The organism is Malonomonas rubra DSM 5091 (assembly GCF_900142125.1).
GTDB classification, from domain to species: Bacteria; Desulfobacterota; Desulfuromonadia; order Desulfuromonadales; family Geopsychrobacteraceae; genus Malonomonas; species Malonomonas rubra.
Genome location: NZ_FQZT01000006.1, coordinates 203,833 through 221,385, shown reverse-complemented (window position 1 = coordinate 221,385; position 17,553 = coordinate 203,833). Strand labels below are relative to the sequence as shown.

18 protein-coding genes are annotated in these 17,553 nt (G+C 51.6%); 5 read left to right on the top strand and 13 right to left on the bottom strand.

Going from position 1 to position 17,553, the window contains the following annotated elements:
• Positions 1–16: 16 nt before the first annotated feature.
• The gene (locus BUB13_RS10375) at positions 17–547 is read right to left on the bottom strand and encodes a glycine cleavage system transcriptional repressor (RefSeq protein ID WP_072908624.1); all 531 of its coding nucleotides are present in this window, start codon (positions 545–547) and stop codon (positions 17–19) included.
• 256 nt (positions 548–803) lie between these two features.
• Here BUB13_RS10375 and BUB13_RS10370 point away from each other — a divergent pair, with 256 nt between their 5' ends.
• On the top strand, positions 804–1,268 hold the full coding sequence (locus tag BUB13_RS10370; protein ID WP_072908622.1) for a bacteriohemerythrin: 465 nt from the start codon (positions 804–806) through the stop codon (positions 1,266–1,268).
• Positions 1,269–1,429: 161 nt separating this feature from the next.
• Here the strand turns inward: BUB13_RS10370 and BUB13_RS10365 are convergent, their stop codons facing one another.
• A complete protein-coding gene (locus BUB13_RS10365) occupies positions 1,430–1,873 on the bottom strand; it encodes a tetratricopeptide repeat protein (protein ID WP_072908620.1) in 444 nt (147 codons plus the stop codon).
• 182 nt (positions 1,874–2,055) lie between these two features.
• On the opposite strand from BUB13_RS10365, the gene BUB13_RS10360 reads away from it, so the two are divergent.
• A complete protein-coding gene (locus BUB13_RS10360) occupies positions 2,056–2,493 on the top strand; it encodes a CBS domain-containing protein (RefSeq protein ID WP_072908618.1) in 438 nt (145 codons plus the stop codon).
• Here the strand turns inward: BUB13_RS10360 and BUB13_RS10355 are convergent.
• From BUB13_RS10355 to BUB13_RS10345, 3 genes are all read right to left on the bottom strand, one after another.
• Positions 2,490–3,041, bottom strand: a complete 552-nt coding sequence (locus tag BUB13_RS10355; RefSeq protein WP_072908616.1) for a shikimate kinase — start codon at positions 3,039–3,041, stop codon at positions 2,490–2,492. The genes BUB13_RS10360 and BUB13_RS10355 overlap by 4 nt on opposite strands.
• Positions 3,038–4,051, bottom strand: a complete 1,014-nt coding sequence (locus tag BUB13_RS10350; RefSeq protein ID WP_072908614.1) for a GPMC system family 4 glycosyltransferase — start codon at positions 4,049–4,051, stop codon at positions 3,038–3,040. Before BUB13_RS10350 ends, BUB13_RS10355 begins: the two co-directional genes overlap by 4 nt.
• Before the next feature lie 171 nt (positions 4,052–4,222).
• Positions 4,223–5,215 carry an NAD(P)H-quinone oxidoreductase gene (locus BUB13_RS10345; RefSeq protein ID WP_072908612.1) on the bottom strand — a complete coding sequence of 331 codons (993 nt, stop codon included), beginning with the start codon at positions 5,213–5,215 and terminating at the stop codon, positions 4,223–4,225.
• 140 nt (positions 5,216–5,355) lie between these two features.
• On the opposite strand from BUB13_RS10345, the gene BUB13_RS10340 reads away from it, so the two are divergent.
• Together BUB13_RS10340 and BUB13_RS10335 are read left to right on the top strand one after the other, a co-directional pair.
• On the top strand, positions 5,356–6,159 hold the full coding sequence (locus BUB13_RS10340) for a rubredoxin-like domain-containing protein (RefSeq protein ID WP_084091994.1): 804 nt from the start codon (positions 5,356–5,358) through the stop codon (positions 6,157–6,159).
• A 26-nt stretch (positions 6,160–6,185) separates the two neighbouring features.
• Positions 6,186–6,791 (top strand): patatin-like phospholipase family protein, encoded by a 606-nt coding sequence (locus BUB13_RS10335; protein WP_072908610.1) that lies wholly within the window; start codon positions 6,186–6,188, stop codon positions 6,789–6,791.
• A gap of 80 nt (positions 6,792–6,871) precedes the next feature.
• Here the strand turns inward: BUB13_RS10335 and BUB13_RS10330 are convergent, their stop codons facing one another.
• The 4 genes from BUB13_RS10330 to BUB13_RS10315 all read right to left on the bottom strand — a co-directional run bounded on the left by BUB13_RS10330 (position 6,872) and on the right by BUB13_RS10315 (position 11,465).
• Positions 6,872–7,081: a hypothetical protein gene (locus tag BUB13_RS10330; protein WP_072908608.1), complete on the bottom strand. Its 210-nt coding sequence runs from the start codon at positions 7,079–7,081 to the stop codon at positions 6,872–6,874.
• A gap of 384 nt (positions 7,082–7,465) precedes the next feature.
• A complete protein-coding gene (locus tag BUB13_RS10325; protein ID WP_084091992.1) occupies positions 7,466–9,781 on the bottom strand; it encodes an APC family permease in 2,316 nt (771 codons plus the stop codon).
• A 30-nt stretch (positions 9,782–9,811) separates the two neighbouring features.
• Complete coding sequence (locus BUB13_RS10320) at positions 9,812–10,516, bottom strand: response regulator transcription factor (RefSeq protein WP_072908606.1); 705 nt, start codon at positions 10,514–10,516, stop codon at positions 9,812–9,814.
• Positions 10,509–11,465: a sensor histidine kinase gene (locus BUB13_RS10315; RefSeq protein ID WP_084091990.1), complete on the bottom strand. Its 957-nt coding sequence runs from the start codon at positions 11,463–11,465 to the stop codon at positions 10,509–10,511. Before BUB13_RS10315 ends, BUB13_RS10320 begins: the two co-directional genes overlap by 8 nt.
• A 116-nt stretch (positions 11,466–11,581) precedes the next feature.
• Between BUB13_RS10315 and BUB13_RS10310 the strand changes: the two genes are divergently transcribed.
• Positions 11,582–12,661, top strand: a complete 1,080-nt coding sequence (locus BUB13_RS10310) for an NAD(P)H-dependent flavin oxidoreductase (RefSeq protein WP_072908602.1) — start codon at positions 11,582–11,584, stop codon at positions 12,659–12,661.
• 72 nt (positions 12,662–12,733) lie between these two features.
• Here BUB13_RS10310 and gap read toward each other — a convergent pair whose 3' ends face one another.
• The 4 genes from gap to BUB13_RS10290 all read right to left on the bottom strand — a co-directional run bounded on the left by gap (position 12,734) and on the right by BUB13_RS10290 (position 17,407).
• A complete protein-coding gene (gene gap / locus BUB13_RS10305; protein WP_072908600.1) occupies positions 12,734–13,789 on the bottom strand; it encodes a type I glyceraldehyde-3-phosphate dehydrogenase in 1,056 nt (351 codons plus the stop codon).
• A 104-nt stretch (positions 13,790–13,893) separates the two neighbouring features.
• Positions 13,894–15,090, bottom strand: coding sequence for an FprA family A-type flavoprotein (locus tag BUB13_RS10300; RefSeq protein WP_072908598.1), 1,197 nt, complete (start codon positions 15,088–15,090; stop codon positions 13,894–13,896).
• An 89-nt stretch (positions 15,091–15,179) separates the two neighbouring features.
• Positions 15,180–16,190 carry a 3-deoxy-7-phosphoheptulonate synthase gene (gene aroF / locus BUB13_RS10295; RefSeq protein WP_072908596.1) on the bottom strand — a complete coding sequence of 337 codons (1,011 nt, stop codon included), beginning with the start codon at positions 16,188–16,190 and terminating at the stop codon, positions 15,180–15,182.
• 56 nt (positions 16,191–16,246) lie between these two features.
• The gene (locus BUB13_RS10290; protein WP_072908594.1) at positions 16,247–17,407 is read right to left on the bottom strand and encodes a pyridoxal phosphate-dependent aminotransferase; all 1,161 of its coding nucleotides are present in this window, start codon (positions 17,405–17,407) and stop codon (positions 16,247–16,249) included.
• Positions 17,408–17,553: the final 146 nt, after the last annotated feature.

Below are 17,553 nucleotides of genomic sequence, written 5' to 3'. Positions count from 1 at the left end.
AATCAACACCGCTCACTCAACGCGACAACAGCACATCGACATGTAACTCGTCAGCGACATCCATCAACTTGTCTTCAACATCATCCAGCGGCACCTCTTCCGGTACCTGGATATGAATATCCATACAGTAAATCGGTACACCACTTTCTGGCGACGCTTTGGCCGTTGAATTAAGGCGGATAATATTCAGTTTGTTATCGGCCAGAAACTGGCTGGTTTTAAACACGATTCCAGCCTGGTCCAAACCCTCAATGTGCAGTGTACAGGTTTTATAACCTTTGCGTGCTTGTTGCTGAGCAGCCTGTAAAGGACGGACAAAAGCGGAAATCGCTTTTTCCATCTCAAGGCGCCGACATTCTTTGGCGAGATGCTCTTCAATGTCGGCCCGGGGGCTGGAAAACAGAAGACTCAGAGTAAATTCATCTGCCAGCATCGACATGCTGGTATCTTCCAGATTGCACTCATTTTCGTACAAAAGGCGAGTCACATCAGCAACAATGCCAACCCGGTCTTTGCCGAAAGCGGTCATGATATAGCGGTTCGCCATCTGCTCCTCCTTGCAGGTGATATTTCTACGTTATTTAACCACAGTTCCGAAATCACACAAAGAGAAACTAATTGACAAAGAAAGGACACAGAGTTCAGTGGGTTAGCCAAAAGAAATTAATTATTACCAAAACGGTTGATTTTAATTTCACTGCATTATAAAGTTACTGCGAATTTCATCTCACCAAATGAAAACATTTCCAGCATTAATTTTACACACGACAACACCGGGAATCTTATTTTATCAGGGGATAGCTATGAGCAATTTCATCGATTGGTCTGACAAAATCAGTGTAGGAATTCAGGAACTTGATGAGCAACACAAGCACTTGGTCGCTTTGATCAATCGCCTCTTCGAAGCCATGACAGAGGGTGAGAATAAAGCGGCCGTTGCCAAGGAGATCATGAACGAACTCATTCAGTACACAGTTATTCATTTTGCAGTTGAAGAAAGTCTGTTCCGCATTTTTGAATACCCCGACTATGATGATCACTGCCGCCATCATCAGGAGCTTCGTGCCCAGGTAATGGAAATCAACAAAAAAGTTCAGTCTGGTGAACGCATGGTCACACCAGAACTGCTATTTTTCCTGAAGAAATGGATCACTAATCATATCATGGTTGAGGATCAGAAATACGCCCCATTCCTGCTGAAAAAAGGCGTCAAAAGATCCTGGGTCAAAGATTCCTGGGTCGGCAAGTTCTGGAGTTTCGGGCACTGATAAACAGCAGGGGGCTGCATATCTGCAGCCCCCTGCTGTTTTTTGTCTGGCCTTCTGCAATTGATCATTCCCGCCGGTTCAAAGAAAACTCACCAGTTTCCCTGTGGAGAACAACTCAACCAGCATAACGACGTATTCCAGATTCACAGAATGGCGGTCTTTCAGCGCAGACCAATTGTCGAAAAAACTTTACCTACCACCTTATTCAAAGGGTGTTTTCTGTCCAGGCTTTTAAATATGGCAGGTTTTCTCAGCCCCAGAGATTTCAATTCAACAATAATCTTCGGGTTGGGACTGGTTTTCAAGCCTTGGCGAAATGCTGCGACCGCTTTCGTCTTTTCTCCCGCCAGAAGCAGGATCCGACCAAGCAGGAGATAATGCAGTGAGTTGCCCGGTTCACGACGAATAGACTCCCTGCAGGTGCGTGCCGCTGCACTTATTCGTCCCTCATCTTTGGCCATGCAATAGGCCAGATAGCTGTGAAGCTCTGGCGTGTTACGCCCTTCGACGGCTTGGTTCAACAAAACCTGAGCAGAATGAATGTACCCTTTTTCCGCGGCCTCAATGCCCTGACGAATAATCGTATCAATGTTTTCCTCTGCCATAGTTCACACCACCTTTTCTCATTTAACTTAGTCATTTAGCGTATAAGTATAACCGATCTTTGTCCATCTTCGCAGAGGTTTCAGTAGAAAAAGCGTTTGCAATTACGTTGCTCGAAGGTAGAGTATGGTGATTATATGCTTTTGATTTTTATATCGTAGAGGGATTAACACGGAGGTCAGAGATGAGAACCGTCAAGGAGATTCTGCAGGAAAAAGGGGCCAATGTTTCAACGATCAACTCTTCAAAGACTGTCTTTGAAGCGCTGCAGCAAATGGCCGCCGCCAATATTGGTGCCGTCATTGTTACCAGCGATGAGGATGGGGCATTGTGCGGTATTTTTTCCGAGCGGGACTATGCGCGCAAAGTCACTGAGCACGGTTCGGCCCCTCTCGATGCATCTGTAAGTTTATTCATGACTGAAGTCGTACATACAGTGCAACCCGAGAGTACCGTAGATGACTGCATGGCATTGGTCACAGACAAACGCTGCCGCCACCTGCCGGTTGAGCAGGAAGGTCAACTTTGCGGGCTGGTCTCCATTGGCGATCTGGTTAAAGCGTCACTGGCTGAAAAGGAATTTCTGATCAAACAGCTGACAGAATACATCCAGTACCCCTAATCGTTTTTTTTCTCTGTCATCATATCGACCCAGCGGTCGATCTGTCCCACCAGCACCTGTTTTTCAATCCGCGCTGCAACCTGCTCGGTATTCAGACCGGTGCAATCGACAAAAACATCAGCATGTTCAGCATACAAAGGCGTACGCTCAGCATACAGATCACTGAAGCTCTGCCCTGCCCCCATGACCAACCCGCGCTCCCCCATGTCGGAAATACGGGACTGCAATTCTGCAAGTCCAACCTGCAAATAGACTAATCGGCCACAGCGTTTTATGGCCTCGATCCCGGGGCGACTGTAGATAACTGAGCCACCTGTTGCAATAACGGTCCGCTGGGTCTCAAGCCCCAGGAGCACCTGCTCTTCGATCTGGCGGAAACGCTCGAGGCCCTGCCGATCGATAATGTCCTGCAAACGACAGCCCTCCTGCGCCTGGATGAGCAGATCTGTATCAATAAAGTGATAGCCAAGCCGCTTCGCGAGGATGACACCAACGGTGCTCTTGCCTGCTCCAGGCATGCCGATCAGGATGAGGTTTTCGCTGCTCATGATTTTGCCACCAATTGATTAAGAAGAGATGAAAGCACTTTTATCTCCCTCTCTGGAGCATATGCGGAGGGGTTCGGCTTTGAAAGTTTCTTTCTTAATTTGAGATCACGGCTGAGTTGCAGCGCCTGCTGAACAAACTGTTGTTGATCAAAATAAAGCAAACCATTTTTACCGTGCTGAACCACTGCGCGGTTGCCGATGATATCCGCAGCGAGGATCGGACGGCCAAGTGCAGCCGCTTCGACCAGTGCGTTGGAAACTCCTTCAGAGCGTGAATTATTAACAATGACATCGGCCTTACGCATGCTATCAGCGATAGCCATTTTCGGAATCTGATCGACATAATGCGCCCAGGGGCGCGCATCCAGAGTGTCAAAAAAACGTGCGGTATACTCCTCATCAAGCGGGGGCCCACAAAACACCAGGTTAAAGTTCGGTTGTTGCTCAACCAGTTTATCGCACATCAGGAGCAAATCGAGATTACCCTTAACCGGACGAATTCCAGCGGGGTAAAGAAACAGCGGGGTGCTGACAAGCAGGCCAAGCTTTTCCCGCAGCGGGTAAGGCTCATTGCCCAAGCGAATCCCGGGCGGCAGGTACTTCAACTTACTCCGGTCGGTTTTCAATTCTTGTCCCAGGCGCAGCAGCGCGAGCTGGTTTTGCAACAAGACAGCACCTGCCTGCTGCAAAACCCGGTCAACGACCACAGCACGATCAGGAACGCGCAAGTCGTGATTATAGTCTGTTCCACTCAAAAATACGGCAAAAGGAACCGTTGGAGGCGGGTCAAGTTGCAGCCAGCAGCGGCCGCTCCGATAAGCATGGATCAACAGAACCACATCAGGCCGATGTTGCTCAAGCGCCAAGGGAATCGCAGCAGTATTTTCAACATCGGCCTCGACAACAGTCGCCTGCCAACCATACTGCGGAAGAAGATCAGCAAAACGTCTGGCGGTAATATGATTACCCGTAATGACCGGTTGTTTCGGTACAACAATCAGCAATTGCATGCAGGTATCCTCGCATTTTTCACCAACCTGTGCAATATGCTACAGACATGGTCATGATTGCAGACAGCGACAACGTCGCAATCCTTTTGAGCAAACAAGCAGCAGCTTGAAATCATAAGAAAAGCCCGCACATTGCGGTGCGGGCTTTCGTCTATAAGATATTAATCACGATCAGGCATCGGCAATTTTCAAGACAATCTTGCCAAAATGCTTGTCCTCTTCCATCATCCGGTGGGATTCAACCACTTCCTCAATCGGGAAAACCTTTTCGATGATCGGAACAATACTGCGATCAGCAAATTTCGGTAGCGCCCGACGGGTGAATTCAGCAATGATTTCCCCTTTCTCAACAACCGGGCGGCTACGCAGAACCGAACCGATAATCTGCTGCCGCTTTACCATCATCAGCGCCAAATTCAACTCAGCCTTAATCCCGCTGATAACGCCAATAATCACCAGCTTACCTTTGTAAGCCAGCGAATTCATATTTGGCTTCAAATACTTGGCACCGACGTGGTCGAGAATCAGATCGACCCCTTTCTTACCAGTAAACTCTTTGATTGCGTCGGTAAAGTCGGGAGTTGTCGTGAAATCAATCACCAGATCGACACCCAGCTCTTTGACCCGCTCCATCTTGTCGGGATGCGCAGTGATAACCAACTTGGCGTTCGGCGTCAGCGCCTTGGCCAACTGAACCGCTGCCGTGTTGACCCCGCCACCACCGCCGTGAATAATCGCGGTCTGGCCATCTTCGAGTCCACCGATCATGAACACATTGAGGAAAGCGGTAATGTAGCTCTCGCAAACACAGGCCGCTTCTTCAAAGCTCATGCTCTCCGGGATCGGCATCACGTGATTATCGTAGGCAACCGCGAACTCGGCATAACCGCCACCACCGACCAGTGCCATAACCCGATCGCCGACTTTCCAGTCAGTGACATCACTGCCAACCTCAGCGATGGTTCCGGCCACTTCCAGTCCGAGAATCTCGGAGTCGCCCGGAGGTGCGGGATAATTGCCCATGCGCTGCACCAGATCGGGGCGATTAATACTTGTCGCAACGACTTTAATCAGAACTTCGTTGGCTTTCGGTTGCGGCTTGTCGATCTCGCCAACCTTCATGACGTCGACGGCACCGAACTCGTCCATCAAAACTGCTTTCATCTTCTCTCTCCTTAATAAATAATTATCTGATTGGAAAAACAGGCCAGATTGCTAAAATAAGCGTTAATTTCAGATTCGGCTGTGATTATAGAGAAATCTCGGCCGGAATCAAACTCTTATAAAATTGCCGGGAGGAAAGAATGTCGAAAACTTGGAGCTGCACGGTTTGCGGCGATCAACATACGGGGCTCCAACCGCCGGACACTTGCCCGACTTGCCACGTCGATGCAAGCAAGTTCGACCCCATAGAGACCCCAGGTCAGAAACCGACTGGCAACAAAAAGGACATCCTGGAAAAAGGAGCGATCGTGCAACGGGATCGTCAGACCTACGCCATTACCCCGCATACACCGGCCGGCCTAGTCGACAGCGCTACATTACGTAAAATTGCAGATGTCGCTGACAAATATCAGGCAGAGAAAATCAAGCTATCCAGTGCACAACGGATTCTCTTGATCGGCTTACAAGAAGAAGATCTGGATTCTGCCTGGAAGGACTTGGGTCAACCGATCGGCCAAGGTGGAGGGCTCTGTGTGAGAAGCGTAAAAATCTGTCCTGGCACGGACTGCTGCAAACGTGGCCTGCAGGATTCCATCAAAGTCGGGCTGGACCTCGACCGACGTTTTCACGGCAAACCGTTGCCGTGGAAGCTGAAAATGGGAGTTTCCGGCTGCCCCAACGATTGCGGTGAAACCTGCATCAAAGATATCGGCCTGATCGGCACGCCGAAGGGCTGGCACCTGACTGTTGGCGGCAACGGCGGCAGTCATCCGCGGTTGAGCCAGCGGCTGATTGAACATATTCCGGACAACGAACAGGCAATCGCCGCGGTCGAAAGGCTGCTCGACTGGATTATCGAAAACGGCCGCAAATGCCGATTTGGTAAACTTGTTGAGGAAGTCGGACTAGACAGGCTACGCAAGGTCGCGCTGGGAGAACCATAGCGGCAACAGACAACAGGATAGAGATGATGACGAACACCGAACACTCTGAGCAATCATTTCTAGCGCAGCAACCGATCGTCCCGGTGCTGGCCGGTGGTGGCACACGGTTGCCTGCCCATGTCGGGGTCATTGCCGCCCTTGATGAACTTCAGGTGCAATTCGATCACATTGTTGGCGTTTCCGGCGGCAGCATTGTTGCAGCCCTGAAAGCCTGCGGTAAAAGCATTGAAGAAATCTATGATCTGGCTCTAGATGTCGACTTCCGCCAGTTTCGTGGCTTTTCACCTTATCAGTTATTATTCCACGGCGGACTTTCTTCTGGCGCCAGTTTCGAACACTGGCTCGACGAACAGATTGCTGGCGCCCGCTTTGGCGACCTGCCGATAAACCTGCATGTTGTCGCCATGCTGATCCGATCCTTCATGACAACGGTATCGCGTGAATTTATCAATGACGCCTATTGGCACTCAACCATCATCATCAACGCTGGAGAGATTTCGCCGATCGAGTTCGGATTGAGCCGGGATAAAAAGATAGGGCTTTATCAGGAAGGCTACCAGACGGCATTGCAGTACGTACCTGCTAAATTCATGAAGTACGGCACGAAACAGAAGTTGGTTTACGAACGTTAAAAAATTGAAAACAAGAGAACTGTATGACCATCCGGCAGAGAAGTCGGATGGTCATTTTTTTTGCGGTAAAAAAGAAACGGTCAGATAGCCAACCGGTTCCGGTAAGGACAGGACTCGTGAAAGGAAAGAATGCGTGCAAATGCGCTGTCGCTTAACTGGCTCAGACACCCCTTGATTTCGCTTTTCTTCTTGCCTTTGTATTCAGCCAGGATGCAGCCAGACAGAGGATGACAATATTTACAGTGGAGCACCAAATTAACGACTGTATTCTTTTCATTTTGCAGATGCATGCAACAAACTCCTGCTCTTCTGCGAAGTAAACTCTATAAAATATTCACACCGAAGCCAGATCCCCCCTCAAGAATCACCTGCAAGTCTACGCAGAACCTCTGACATAAATCTGATTTCTAGCCATCCGGGAGAAAAAACTTTGAGAAAAACTGAGCGCAACAAAAAAGGTAAAAACATCAAGAGGTTAGAGATTAACCTCTTCAGTATCATAGGTTGCAAGAAAAAAATAACTATTTTAGTCATTTTTTTCTTGCAATTGAAAACCATTCTCAATAACATAGGAATCAAACAAAAGCTTGTTGTGGCAGGCAAGCCGAGTTCATTTTCATTCTCCTTTCGTGGTCGAGAAGGCCAGCTGCGGTGCCTCCCTGCAGTTGGCCTTCTTACGTTTGGCTATCTTTTTCCTGAAATTTGTTTTCGCCCTGGGAACTCTCATCCGGCGTCACCAATTCCCCGATAAACAAGCTGCCGTTGTGAACAAAAACACATGCAGGCAAACCTTCGGCAAGCTGATACAGGCGACGTGCGTAATCTTCTTCCTTCCCTTCCTCCGGAGTTGCCAACCCAAGCATTACCAGGTCAGCACCACTACTTTGCTCCAAAATAATCTTCTTTACGCTTTCTCCTTCAGCTCTGGTCATCACTTCGATTTCAGCATCGATCCGGATTTCTGGGATCAAACTGGCCAAGAAGTTTTCCGTCGTCTCTTTCATAAGCTCGTTAGAGGCAACGCTGAGAATACGGATGGTACTATCTCTCCACTCCGGATTGCAGCTGAGCAGATAGGCAAGCAAAAGCAGCAGATCACCATTACGCTGCAGCCCACCCCACCAGATGTCGACCCGGCGTTTTTTCCCCTCTTCGACCGGTGGAAGGGCTGTTACACGACCAATGACCATCGACTGGTTGAGATGCTTCAGGCGACGGATAATCTTCATAAAAGCGACCATCCTCTGCGGGTCATCGGGCCAGCCAAGCACAACGGTGTTACATTCAATGCCGGGAGTTCCAGTCGCCTGGGCGACGGCTACAATACCGCGCTCAACATTTTGCACAACATTCACTTCGCCGAAGGCTGGTATGCCCTCACGGTGCAGAACCTGCTGGATATATTGCTGACGCTGCTGCAGATCGATATCGACCTCCAACAGATCGCCCTGGAGCAGCTCACTGACGGTCACCACTCCCCGCTCTTCACTGAACCAGGCTGCATAGCGAACCAGATCCAGCCGCTTTTCTATGTCACCAACGAACACCAGCACATGCGGCCGCCAATTTCGTGCCGTCATCGGTTTTTCCACCAACCGCAGCAATGACCAGCGGACAAGCGCCTGATAAATGTCACGCCGGATATCGCCTGCTCCACCGCGAAACCGAAGTTTCTTCTTCAGCAGCAGCCAGATAATAAGCTCTATCGAAATAGCGAGTATGCTGGCAGGCAGATGAATCAGCATCATCACGGCAAAACAAGCCAGAGCCCCAAGCAGGCTCAGCCACCAGGGCACATCAACGCGCGGCCGCCAAGAAGGATTGCCGGAAAGTTTTTCCAGCGCAGCTACCAAGTTGATGATGCCGTAGACACTGAGAAAAAACATGGTAACAACGGTGGCAACAGCATTCAGGTCGCCCAAAAAAACGGCTCCCAAGGCCAGGAGTAACGTGGCCAGCAGTCCGAAAACAGGCTCTGAGCTAGTGCCCTTTTTTCCCCCAGCGAGCAACTTGGGGGCCAGATGGTCAAGCGCTAGGGCCTGCAGGGTACGCGGTGCTCCAAGCATCGAGCCAACAGCAGAAGAAAAGATAGCCCCCCATAAACCAGGCAGGATAAGCCAAGGGCCAAACATGGCAATTTTTGTCCAGATCAGCGGATCCTCGCGCAGAGCAGAAATATCTGCACCAAGAATCAATAAAAAGGGAACGATCAGATAGATGGCAAAACCTGCCAGAACAGCCATCATTGTTCCACGCGGAATCGCTTTACGCGGGTCCTCTAAATCACCCGAGAGGCTTAAACCAGCCATAACCCCGGTCACTGCCGGAAAAAAAATCGCGAACACCATCCAGAAACCAGCCGGTTGCAAAGGCTGCTGCACAGCGGAAGCAGGAACCGTATTGCCGAACAGGGCCCCAAGCAGCAGAGCCAGTAGTGACAAGCCAATCAAAACCATGATCGGCACCTGGCTGCGAAGTGCGGCACCCGCCCCACGAAAAGCAAGAGCAGCCACCAGAATAATGATGACAAACGCACAGGGCATCAATGGCGCATCGGGCCAGACCAGCCGCAGCGACTCGGCCAGACCGAACGCGTACAGGGTGACCGAAAGCGCCTGCGATAAAAACAGCGGCAGCCCGATGGCCCCGCCGATTTCCAGCCCCAAGCTGCGAGAGATCATGAAATAAGCACCGCCGACGCCAACCCGCGAGTTGGTCGCGACCGCAGACAGGCAGAGTGATGTCACCAGGGTAATGGCATTCGCCATACAGACGATCAGAAGGGTTTTCCATACACCGACCTGCCCGACAACCCAGCCGAAACGCAGGTACATTATGACGCCGAGAATGGTCAGGATGGTTGGAGTAAAAACACCAATGAAAGGTCCAAGTTTACTACTTGGACGATACATTTTTTTCTTCCCCTGCTGCGGGAAGAAGAGCCGTGCAAAACGTTCCAGAAAAGAGGTTTGACTTGATTGCCGACCCATAACAGCTCCAGTGATCAAAGAGGTGAAGGGCTACCCTTCATCGCGAAAGAACCTGTAACCTCTCCCTCTGACAGTCTTGAAATATCTCGGACTAGAGGGGTCAGGCTCAAAATATTTTCGCAATCTGACGATGAAATTATCGAGGGTTCTGGTTTCCGTATCGGGCTGCATCCCCCAAACTGACTGCAGCAACTCACCACGAGTCAACAACCGACCTTCATTGTCGATAAAAAGCCGAAGCATTTTCACTTCCAGCTCGGTCAGCTGAAGCTCTCCATCAGAAGTCATTGCCAAGTGGCTGTCGAGGTCAATCCGGTTCGGTCCAAAATGAACTTCGTTGTGACCATTTCCGTTACTCTGCCAGTCGACCCGGCGCAACAACCCGGCAACCCGGAGCAAAAACTCTTTCAGGTTAAATGGCTTGGCCAGGTAATCATCTGCTCCCTCCGACAGGCCGGCGACCCGGTCATCTTCCTCTCCGCGCGCCGTCAACATCAAAACAGCAACCTGGTTGCCCGCCTTGCGCAGTCGCCGACAGACCTCAAGTCCGTCGATTCCGGGCAACATCAAATCCAGAACGACCAATCCACAAGGCTCAGTCTGCAGATGCTCAAGGGCCGCTTCACCACTTTCGACATGGGTCACTTGGTAGCCTTCTTCACGCAGATTATAGACCAGCCCCTGGGCGATGTGAGGCTCATCCTCGACCAGCAGGATCGGAATTGCATCAGCCATGATCAGTATTCTTTCGTACCCTCGGAATGGTCAGGTGAACTGTCGTGCCGAAACCGGGACCGGCACTCTGCAGCCAGACTTTGCCACCGTGCAGGCGGACGGCATTACGCACGATAAACAGGCCCAGCCCGCTGCCCCGCACTGAGCGCTCTCCTTTACGAATGCGATAAAACATCTGAAACACTTTCTTTTTGTAACGCGGATCAATCCCTCGTCCCTGGTCGGCCACGGTCATGTGCGCCAGATGACCATCGCGAAACAACTTCACCTCGACCTCCGGTGGGCCGTCGGCATAAAGGATTGCATTTTCCAAAAGATTACGCAGAGCAGTCTCCAGCAGTTCGGCATCAAATCGGCCCATCAAGCCAGATTCGATTCTCCAGCTCAGCTTCCCGTTCTCAGGAAAACCGCTCTGCCGATGCTGCAAATAAGTCTCAAGCGCCTGCGATAAGTTGCCGTACTGCAGGTTAAGACCGATCCCTTTATGCTCCAATCGGCCGGCAGCCAACAGGTTGCTGATCAAACCTCCGAGCCGATCGGCATCGGCCTGCATCAGCTTGACGAACTCCTGTAGCTGTTCCCCTTCAGGCTGGCGCATCTCGATCGTCTCAAGGTGCAGTTGAATCGAAGCCAAAGGAGACTTCAGTTCATGTGTCACCTGATTGATAAAATGCCGCTGGGCCCGGTTCAACGACGCCTGCCGTTTCCAGAAGATAAAAATGACGTAGGTCCCGACCAGAATCGCAACCAGCAGAACAATCCCCTCTGCAAGGATAAACCAGTCAGTGGTATCCGGCAGCCATTCCGCCTGGTAGCGGTCAGCCAGTTCCTTGAGCTGCTGATGACGCCCCAAGAACCAGTAAATCCAGGACACCAGCAGGAAAATCCACAGTAGCTGGATACCGATAAACGTAATCAGGGGATGAAAGATACGTCGAAACAGTTTCATAGCCCTATTATGCATCTGCAAACGATTGTAACAAGTAGGTTTTTACATAAGTATTACATTGAGTTTCCAGCTCTGCTGCTAGAGTATCGGTTCAATTCTACGACAGGAGAGAGTGAATGGTGGAAGGGTTAACAATTGGTCGACACAGCGTCGCTTATCCCATTATTCAAGGCGGCATGGGCGTTCGGGTTTCCGGCGCACGCCTGGCTGGCAACGTCGCCCTTTGCGGCGGCATCGGACTGATCGCTGCAGCCGGCCTCGGACTCGGGAGCGATCATTACGACGGCAAAAACTATTTTGCTGCCGATAAGCAAGCCCTGATTGACGAACTGAAAAAAGCCTACGAGATTGCCCCCGACGGTGTTATCGGCGTCAACGCCATGGTTGCCGTCAGCAATTATGATGAATGTGTTGTCGCCGCCTGCGAAGGTGGGGCAAAAGTAATCGTGAGCGGTGCCGGCCTGCCAATGAACTTACCCGGCCTGACTGCCGACTACCCAGATGTCGCGCTGGTCCCCATCGTCTCTTCGGTCAAGGCAGCAGAGCTGATCTGCCGCAAATGGCATAAAGGGTTTGATCGCCTGCCAGATGCCATCGTTGTCGAAGACCCGGATACGGCTGGTGGTCACCTGGGGGAAAAACCGGAAGTCATCGGTACCGGTCAATATAATCAATACGAGACCGTCCGCGGTGTCAAAAGCTACCTGAAAGAGAAGTGGAAGCTGGATATTCCAGTCATTGCTGCCGGTGGCGTCTGGGATCGCAAGGACTTGCAATATGCCCTTGCACAGGGTGCGGATGGCGTGCAGATGGGTACCCGCTTCGTCGTTACTGAAGAGTGTGACGCCGATGATGCCTTCAAACAGGCCTACGTCAACTGCAGAAAAGAAGATATCGGCCTGATTATGAGCCCTGCCGGGCTACCGGGCCGGGCACTGACCGCGAACATCGATCAGGTCCGCCAGCGCGATGTCGATCTCGATATCCGCTGCCCATCCGGTTGCCTGAAGAAATGCGCGTACAAAACCAGTCAGGAGCGTTTCTGCATCGTTCACGCCCTCGACCGGGCACAAAAAGGCGACATGCAGACCGGCCTGATTTTCTGTGGCAGCAACGCCTACAAAGCCGAGCGTATCGGCACTGTCAAAGAAGTGTTTGAGGAATTGTTCCCGCAAGAAGAACGGAACGCTGTTTAACCGAACGTCTGATAAAATCAAAAAGCCGCGGGGCATCAACTCCCGCGGCTTTATTTGTTATCCGCCAGCAAATCAGGAAACCTTCAACTGCCCTTCCTGCCAGTTTCCGTCCTCTTTGATCAACGCCTGCCTGCTGCCCATGTGCTGCACCAAGTCGACGAGACGGTTTGAGTAGCCCCACTCGTTGTCGTACCAGGCAATCACACGCACCATATTTTCACCAACGACAACCGTCGATTCAGCATCGACAATTGCCGAAGCCGGATGACCGGTAAAGTCCTTCGACACCAACGGCACCTCACAGTATTCGAGAATGCCGGTCAAAGTCCCCTGTGCGGCATTCCACATCGCCCTGTTGACCTCTTCCGCTGTCACCGTCCGTTCCGTCTCCACCACCAGATCGATCAGCGAGACATTCGGCACTGGCACCCGAACTGCCATGCCAAGCAGTTTTCCTTCCAGTTCTGGCAGCACAGCTGTCACCGCTTTGGCAGCTCCGGTCGTCGTTGGAATCATCGACTGTCCAGCCGAGCGGCCCCGGCGCAGATCTGCCTGCGGCACGTCATGAATCTGCTGGCCGTTGGTGTAGCAATGTACGGTATTCAGTAACCCCTTGACGAAGCCGAACTCCTCCAGCATTACTTTGGCGACAGGAGCCAGACAGTTGGTGGTACAGGAGGCATTGGAAATGATCCGGTGCTGCTCCGCCTGGTATTGATCTTCATTGATCCCCATGCAGATGGTCAAATCGGCATCTCGTGCCGGGGCACTGATGATAACCCGTTTGGCACCTGCCTGGAGGTGTTTTTCGCTGTGCTCACGATCGGTGTAACGACCACTTGACTCAATCACGATATCAACATCTAGCTCGGCCCAGGGAAGGTTTTTCGGGTGGGGCTGGCGCAGAACCTTGATCTCTCTTCCCTCAAGCAGAAAACCGTCTTCGATAACTTCAACCAAAGGGTCGAAACCGCCGTGAACAGAATCGTACTTGAGAAAGTGCACCAGGGTCGCGGCATCGACCAGGTCGTTGATAGCGACGATTTCTATCTCCGGGTGAGCACAAGCGACACGGAAAAACGCCCGCCCGATCCGACCGAAGCCATTAATGGCAACTCTTACCGACATCTCTTTTAAATTCCTTGGTCCAAAAAGCTGAACAAAAGCCTCAACAGAAAAAAGGCTCCTCACTGTAAAGCAAGGAACCTTTTTTCACAACTGGCGAAAACTGGCTACTCTTCAGTCAGTACAGCACCGGCAACTTGCTCAGCGAAACTGCGGCAGACGTCCATATTTTCCTTGGTCGGAGTAAAACGGAAGGAGATACCCTCAGCAACCAGTTTGTACTTAAGGCCAGTCATCCTTTGCTCGACCATTTTCACAGCTTCACCACTCCAGCCATACGAGCCAAAAACAGCACCCAGTTTCGACTTCGGGGTGACTGAAGAAACCAGCGACAAGGCATGCCAGACGTGGGGCGGCGCATCACGCTGGATCGTCGGGGTGCCGATCAGCAACACGTCGGCGTGCTCAAGCGCATCGCGATAGTCGTCGTCCCGCATATCACTCAGAGCGAACATATCGACGTCGACACCCTGATCTTTCAGCTCAGTAGCAATAACGTTGGCCATGTCCCGGGTATTGCCGTGGGACGAAAGAACTGCCATCAACGCCTTCGGGCGACCATCGTTGATCGGTTCCGCACACCAGCGAGCGTAGGACTCGATCGCAAAGTTGCCGGTGGAGCGCCGAATCGGTCCATGTGACGGACAGACCATTTTGATCGGCAGACCTTCACACTTTTTCAGCGCGTCACGCACCTTGTCTTTGAACGGGCGAACAAGACAATCGAAATAGAAGTGGAAGTCGCTGTAAAACTCGTTGATCTCATCATCGAACAACTTTTCAGGGCAGTAGTGAGCACCGAAAGCATCGCAAGGGAATAGGATCTCTTCTTCAACCAGGTAGGTAAAGATGGTGTCCGGCCAATGCAAATAAGGGGCAATAACAAATCGCAGGGTCTTTCCCCCCAGATCGATTTCGTCGCCATCGTTCACATTGACCGCATTGAAAGGCTTGTTGAGAAGCTGCTTGAGAAAGTTCTCCCCGGCCTTGCTGCAATAAATCTGCACATCGGGATTTTTTTCAATAATATGAGCGACGGCACCAGAGTGGTCGGGCTCGGTATGGTTAACCACCACGATATCGACCTTCGACGGATCGATGTGCTCGCTGACCTTATTGAAAAACTCGTCGGAAAACCGCTCTTTAACAGTATCGATAAGGGCTGTCTTTTCCGTGCCCTGGATCAAGTAAGAATTATAAGTCGTTCCGTTGCGGGTCGGGAAAAGATCATCGAAAACCTTCAGATCCGGGTGCCGGGCACCGACCCAATGAACACCCTCGACAACTTTGATACTAGTCTCCATCTGCTTCGTCCTCCCTGAATTCTAATTGTGATTTTTTCAGCAAACTATAGCGTGGTCATCACCCGGCAGGCAAGGGTCTGCGGGCGTTTTTAATAACCGAGGTATTCGAACAGGCCGTTGATATCCTTCATCAGTTCGGCAAAGCCGATACCATCGAGGCTTTGCGCACCGTCGCACAACGCTCTTGCTGGATCAGGGTGAACTTCGACCATCAAGCCATGTGCCCCGACCACCAGCGCAGCTTTACCCATCGATGTTACCAGATTCCGTTTTCCGGTGGCGTGACTTGGGTCGACGATGATCGGCAGATGGCTCATCTCTTTGATCAGCGGCACAACCGAGAGGTCGAGTGTGTTGCGGGTGGTTTTTTCAAAAGTACGGATACCCCGCTCACAGAGCACCACCTGATCATTGCCTTCGGCCAGGATATATTCTGCGGCAGCCAGAAATTCCTCGATGGTTGCGCTCATTCCTCTCTTGAGCAAAACCGGATGCCTGGTCTTACCGACCTCTTTCAGCAGATCGAAGTTTTGCATATTGCGCGCACCAATCTGCACCATGTCGGCATGCTCACAGACAGCTTCAAGCTGACCGATACGCATCACCTCAGTCACAACCGGAAGACCATAGGCCTTACCCGCTCGCTGCAGATATTTTAACCCTTCAATCCCCAATCCCTGAAAAGAATAAGGACCTGTGCGCGGCTTAAAAGCGCCGCCACGCAACATCTGTGCGCCGCCTGATTTTACCTGCTCGGCTGCAGCCATCATCTGTTCTTCCGTTTCTATAGAACAGGGCCCAGCAATCATAACCGGCTTTTCACTATCTCCAAACCTGACCCCCCCAACATTGACAACCGTAGATTCAGGATGGAAGTCACGCGAAACCATTTTGTAAGGTTTACTGACGTGAATCGTCTCCCGCACGCCGGACAGGGTGCGGATGGTAGAATCATCAACATAGCCCTGGTTGCCGAGAACACCGATAGCGGTCCGCAGACTGCCGGGAATCGGCTCAGCCTTCAGGCCCATCGCCTCAACCGCCTTGATCACCTCATCAATCTGTGCATCCGTGGCGTGATGATGCATAACAATCAACATGATTTCTCTCCTTTATTATTTCTTGCGGCAAAAACCGCAAAGCTGCTCAAATCGGCTTACGGAAGCTTGCCTCTCTGCCGCAAGTACCCCTCGATACGCTCGAGCGCAACAACGATTTCATCAAACGGACGCGTGTAGGAAAAACGCAGAAAGCCTTCAGCCCCTTCACCGAAATCGATTCCAGGCGTCACGGCCACTCCGGTTTTTTGTAAAATATCAAGGGACAGTCTTTGTGAATTTGTATCTATATGACGAGCATCAGCGAGGACGTAGAAGGCTCCCTTCGGCTCGAAGTGAACGCCAAAGCCAAGCTCGCGCAAACGCTTGACCAGTTCCTGCCGACGTTTGTCGTACACCTCGCGCATATCGGCGACGTCATCAGCACACTGCTGCAAAGCAGCGATTCCGCCACGCTGGACGAAATGATTGGCACAGATCAGGAAATTCTGATGCAGGGTCTGCAGGGTACGGACGCAGGGCTTAGGCGCAATCAAATAGCCGAGTCGCCATCCGGTCATGGCATAGGCCTTGGAAAAACCGCCGAGAACAAAAGCATCATCGGTAAACTCGAGGATGCAGCGCTCCTCGCCCTGGTAAGTCAGCCCGTGATAGATTTCGTCGGAAACGATCGGTATCGGCAACTCGGCCAACGCCTGCATCTGTGCGCCACTGAGCACCGATCCGGCCGGGTTGGAGGGCGAATTAATCAGCAAGCCACGGGTTTTATCATTGATCAACGCCTGAACCTGCTCAGGTTGCGGCTGAAATCCATCCTCCGCCGACGTCTTCACCAGCGCAGGCACACCACCGGAAAACTTGACGAATCCGGGATAGCAGGCATAACCGGGATCAGGCAGGATAAACTCGTCTCCCTCTTCCAGCATAGCGGTAAAGAGCAACAGCATCAACGGGCTGGTTCCTGAGGAAACAATCACCTGCTCCGGTTCGATCACGACTGCATACTGATCACGGTAAAAACGGCAGATTTCCTGCCGCAATTCAATCAAGCCCAGCGAATGAGTATAAGATGTCGCGCCTTCGGCCAGTGCCTGGCCTGTTGCAGCAAGAATTGCCGGTGGCGTCGGGAAGTCAGGCTCTCCCAGGCAGAGGTAGATAATATCACGCCCGGCGGCTTCCAACTCTTTGGCGCGCTCCATCACCTCCATCGCTAGAAAGGGCGTGACCAGTTGTGAACGCTGTGACAGTTTGATCTGCATAAAACACGACTCCTTTTTCTTCGTCGCCCAGCTTAATCCCCGCCCAAAGCGATTGCAACTCTATTTCCCGACAACCCGGCAGAACCGTTGCAATCAGCGGCAACAGCAGGTAAAGTGGGCAAAAGTTCAGCGTAACGGATCCCACG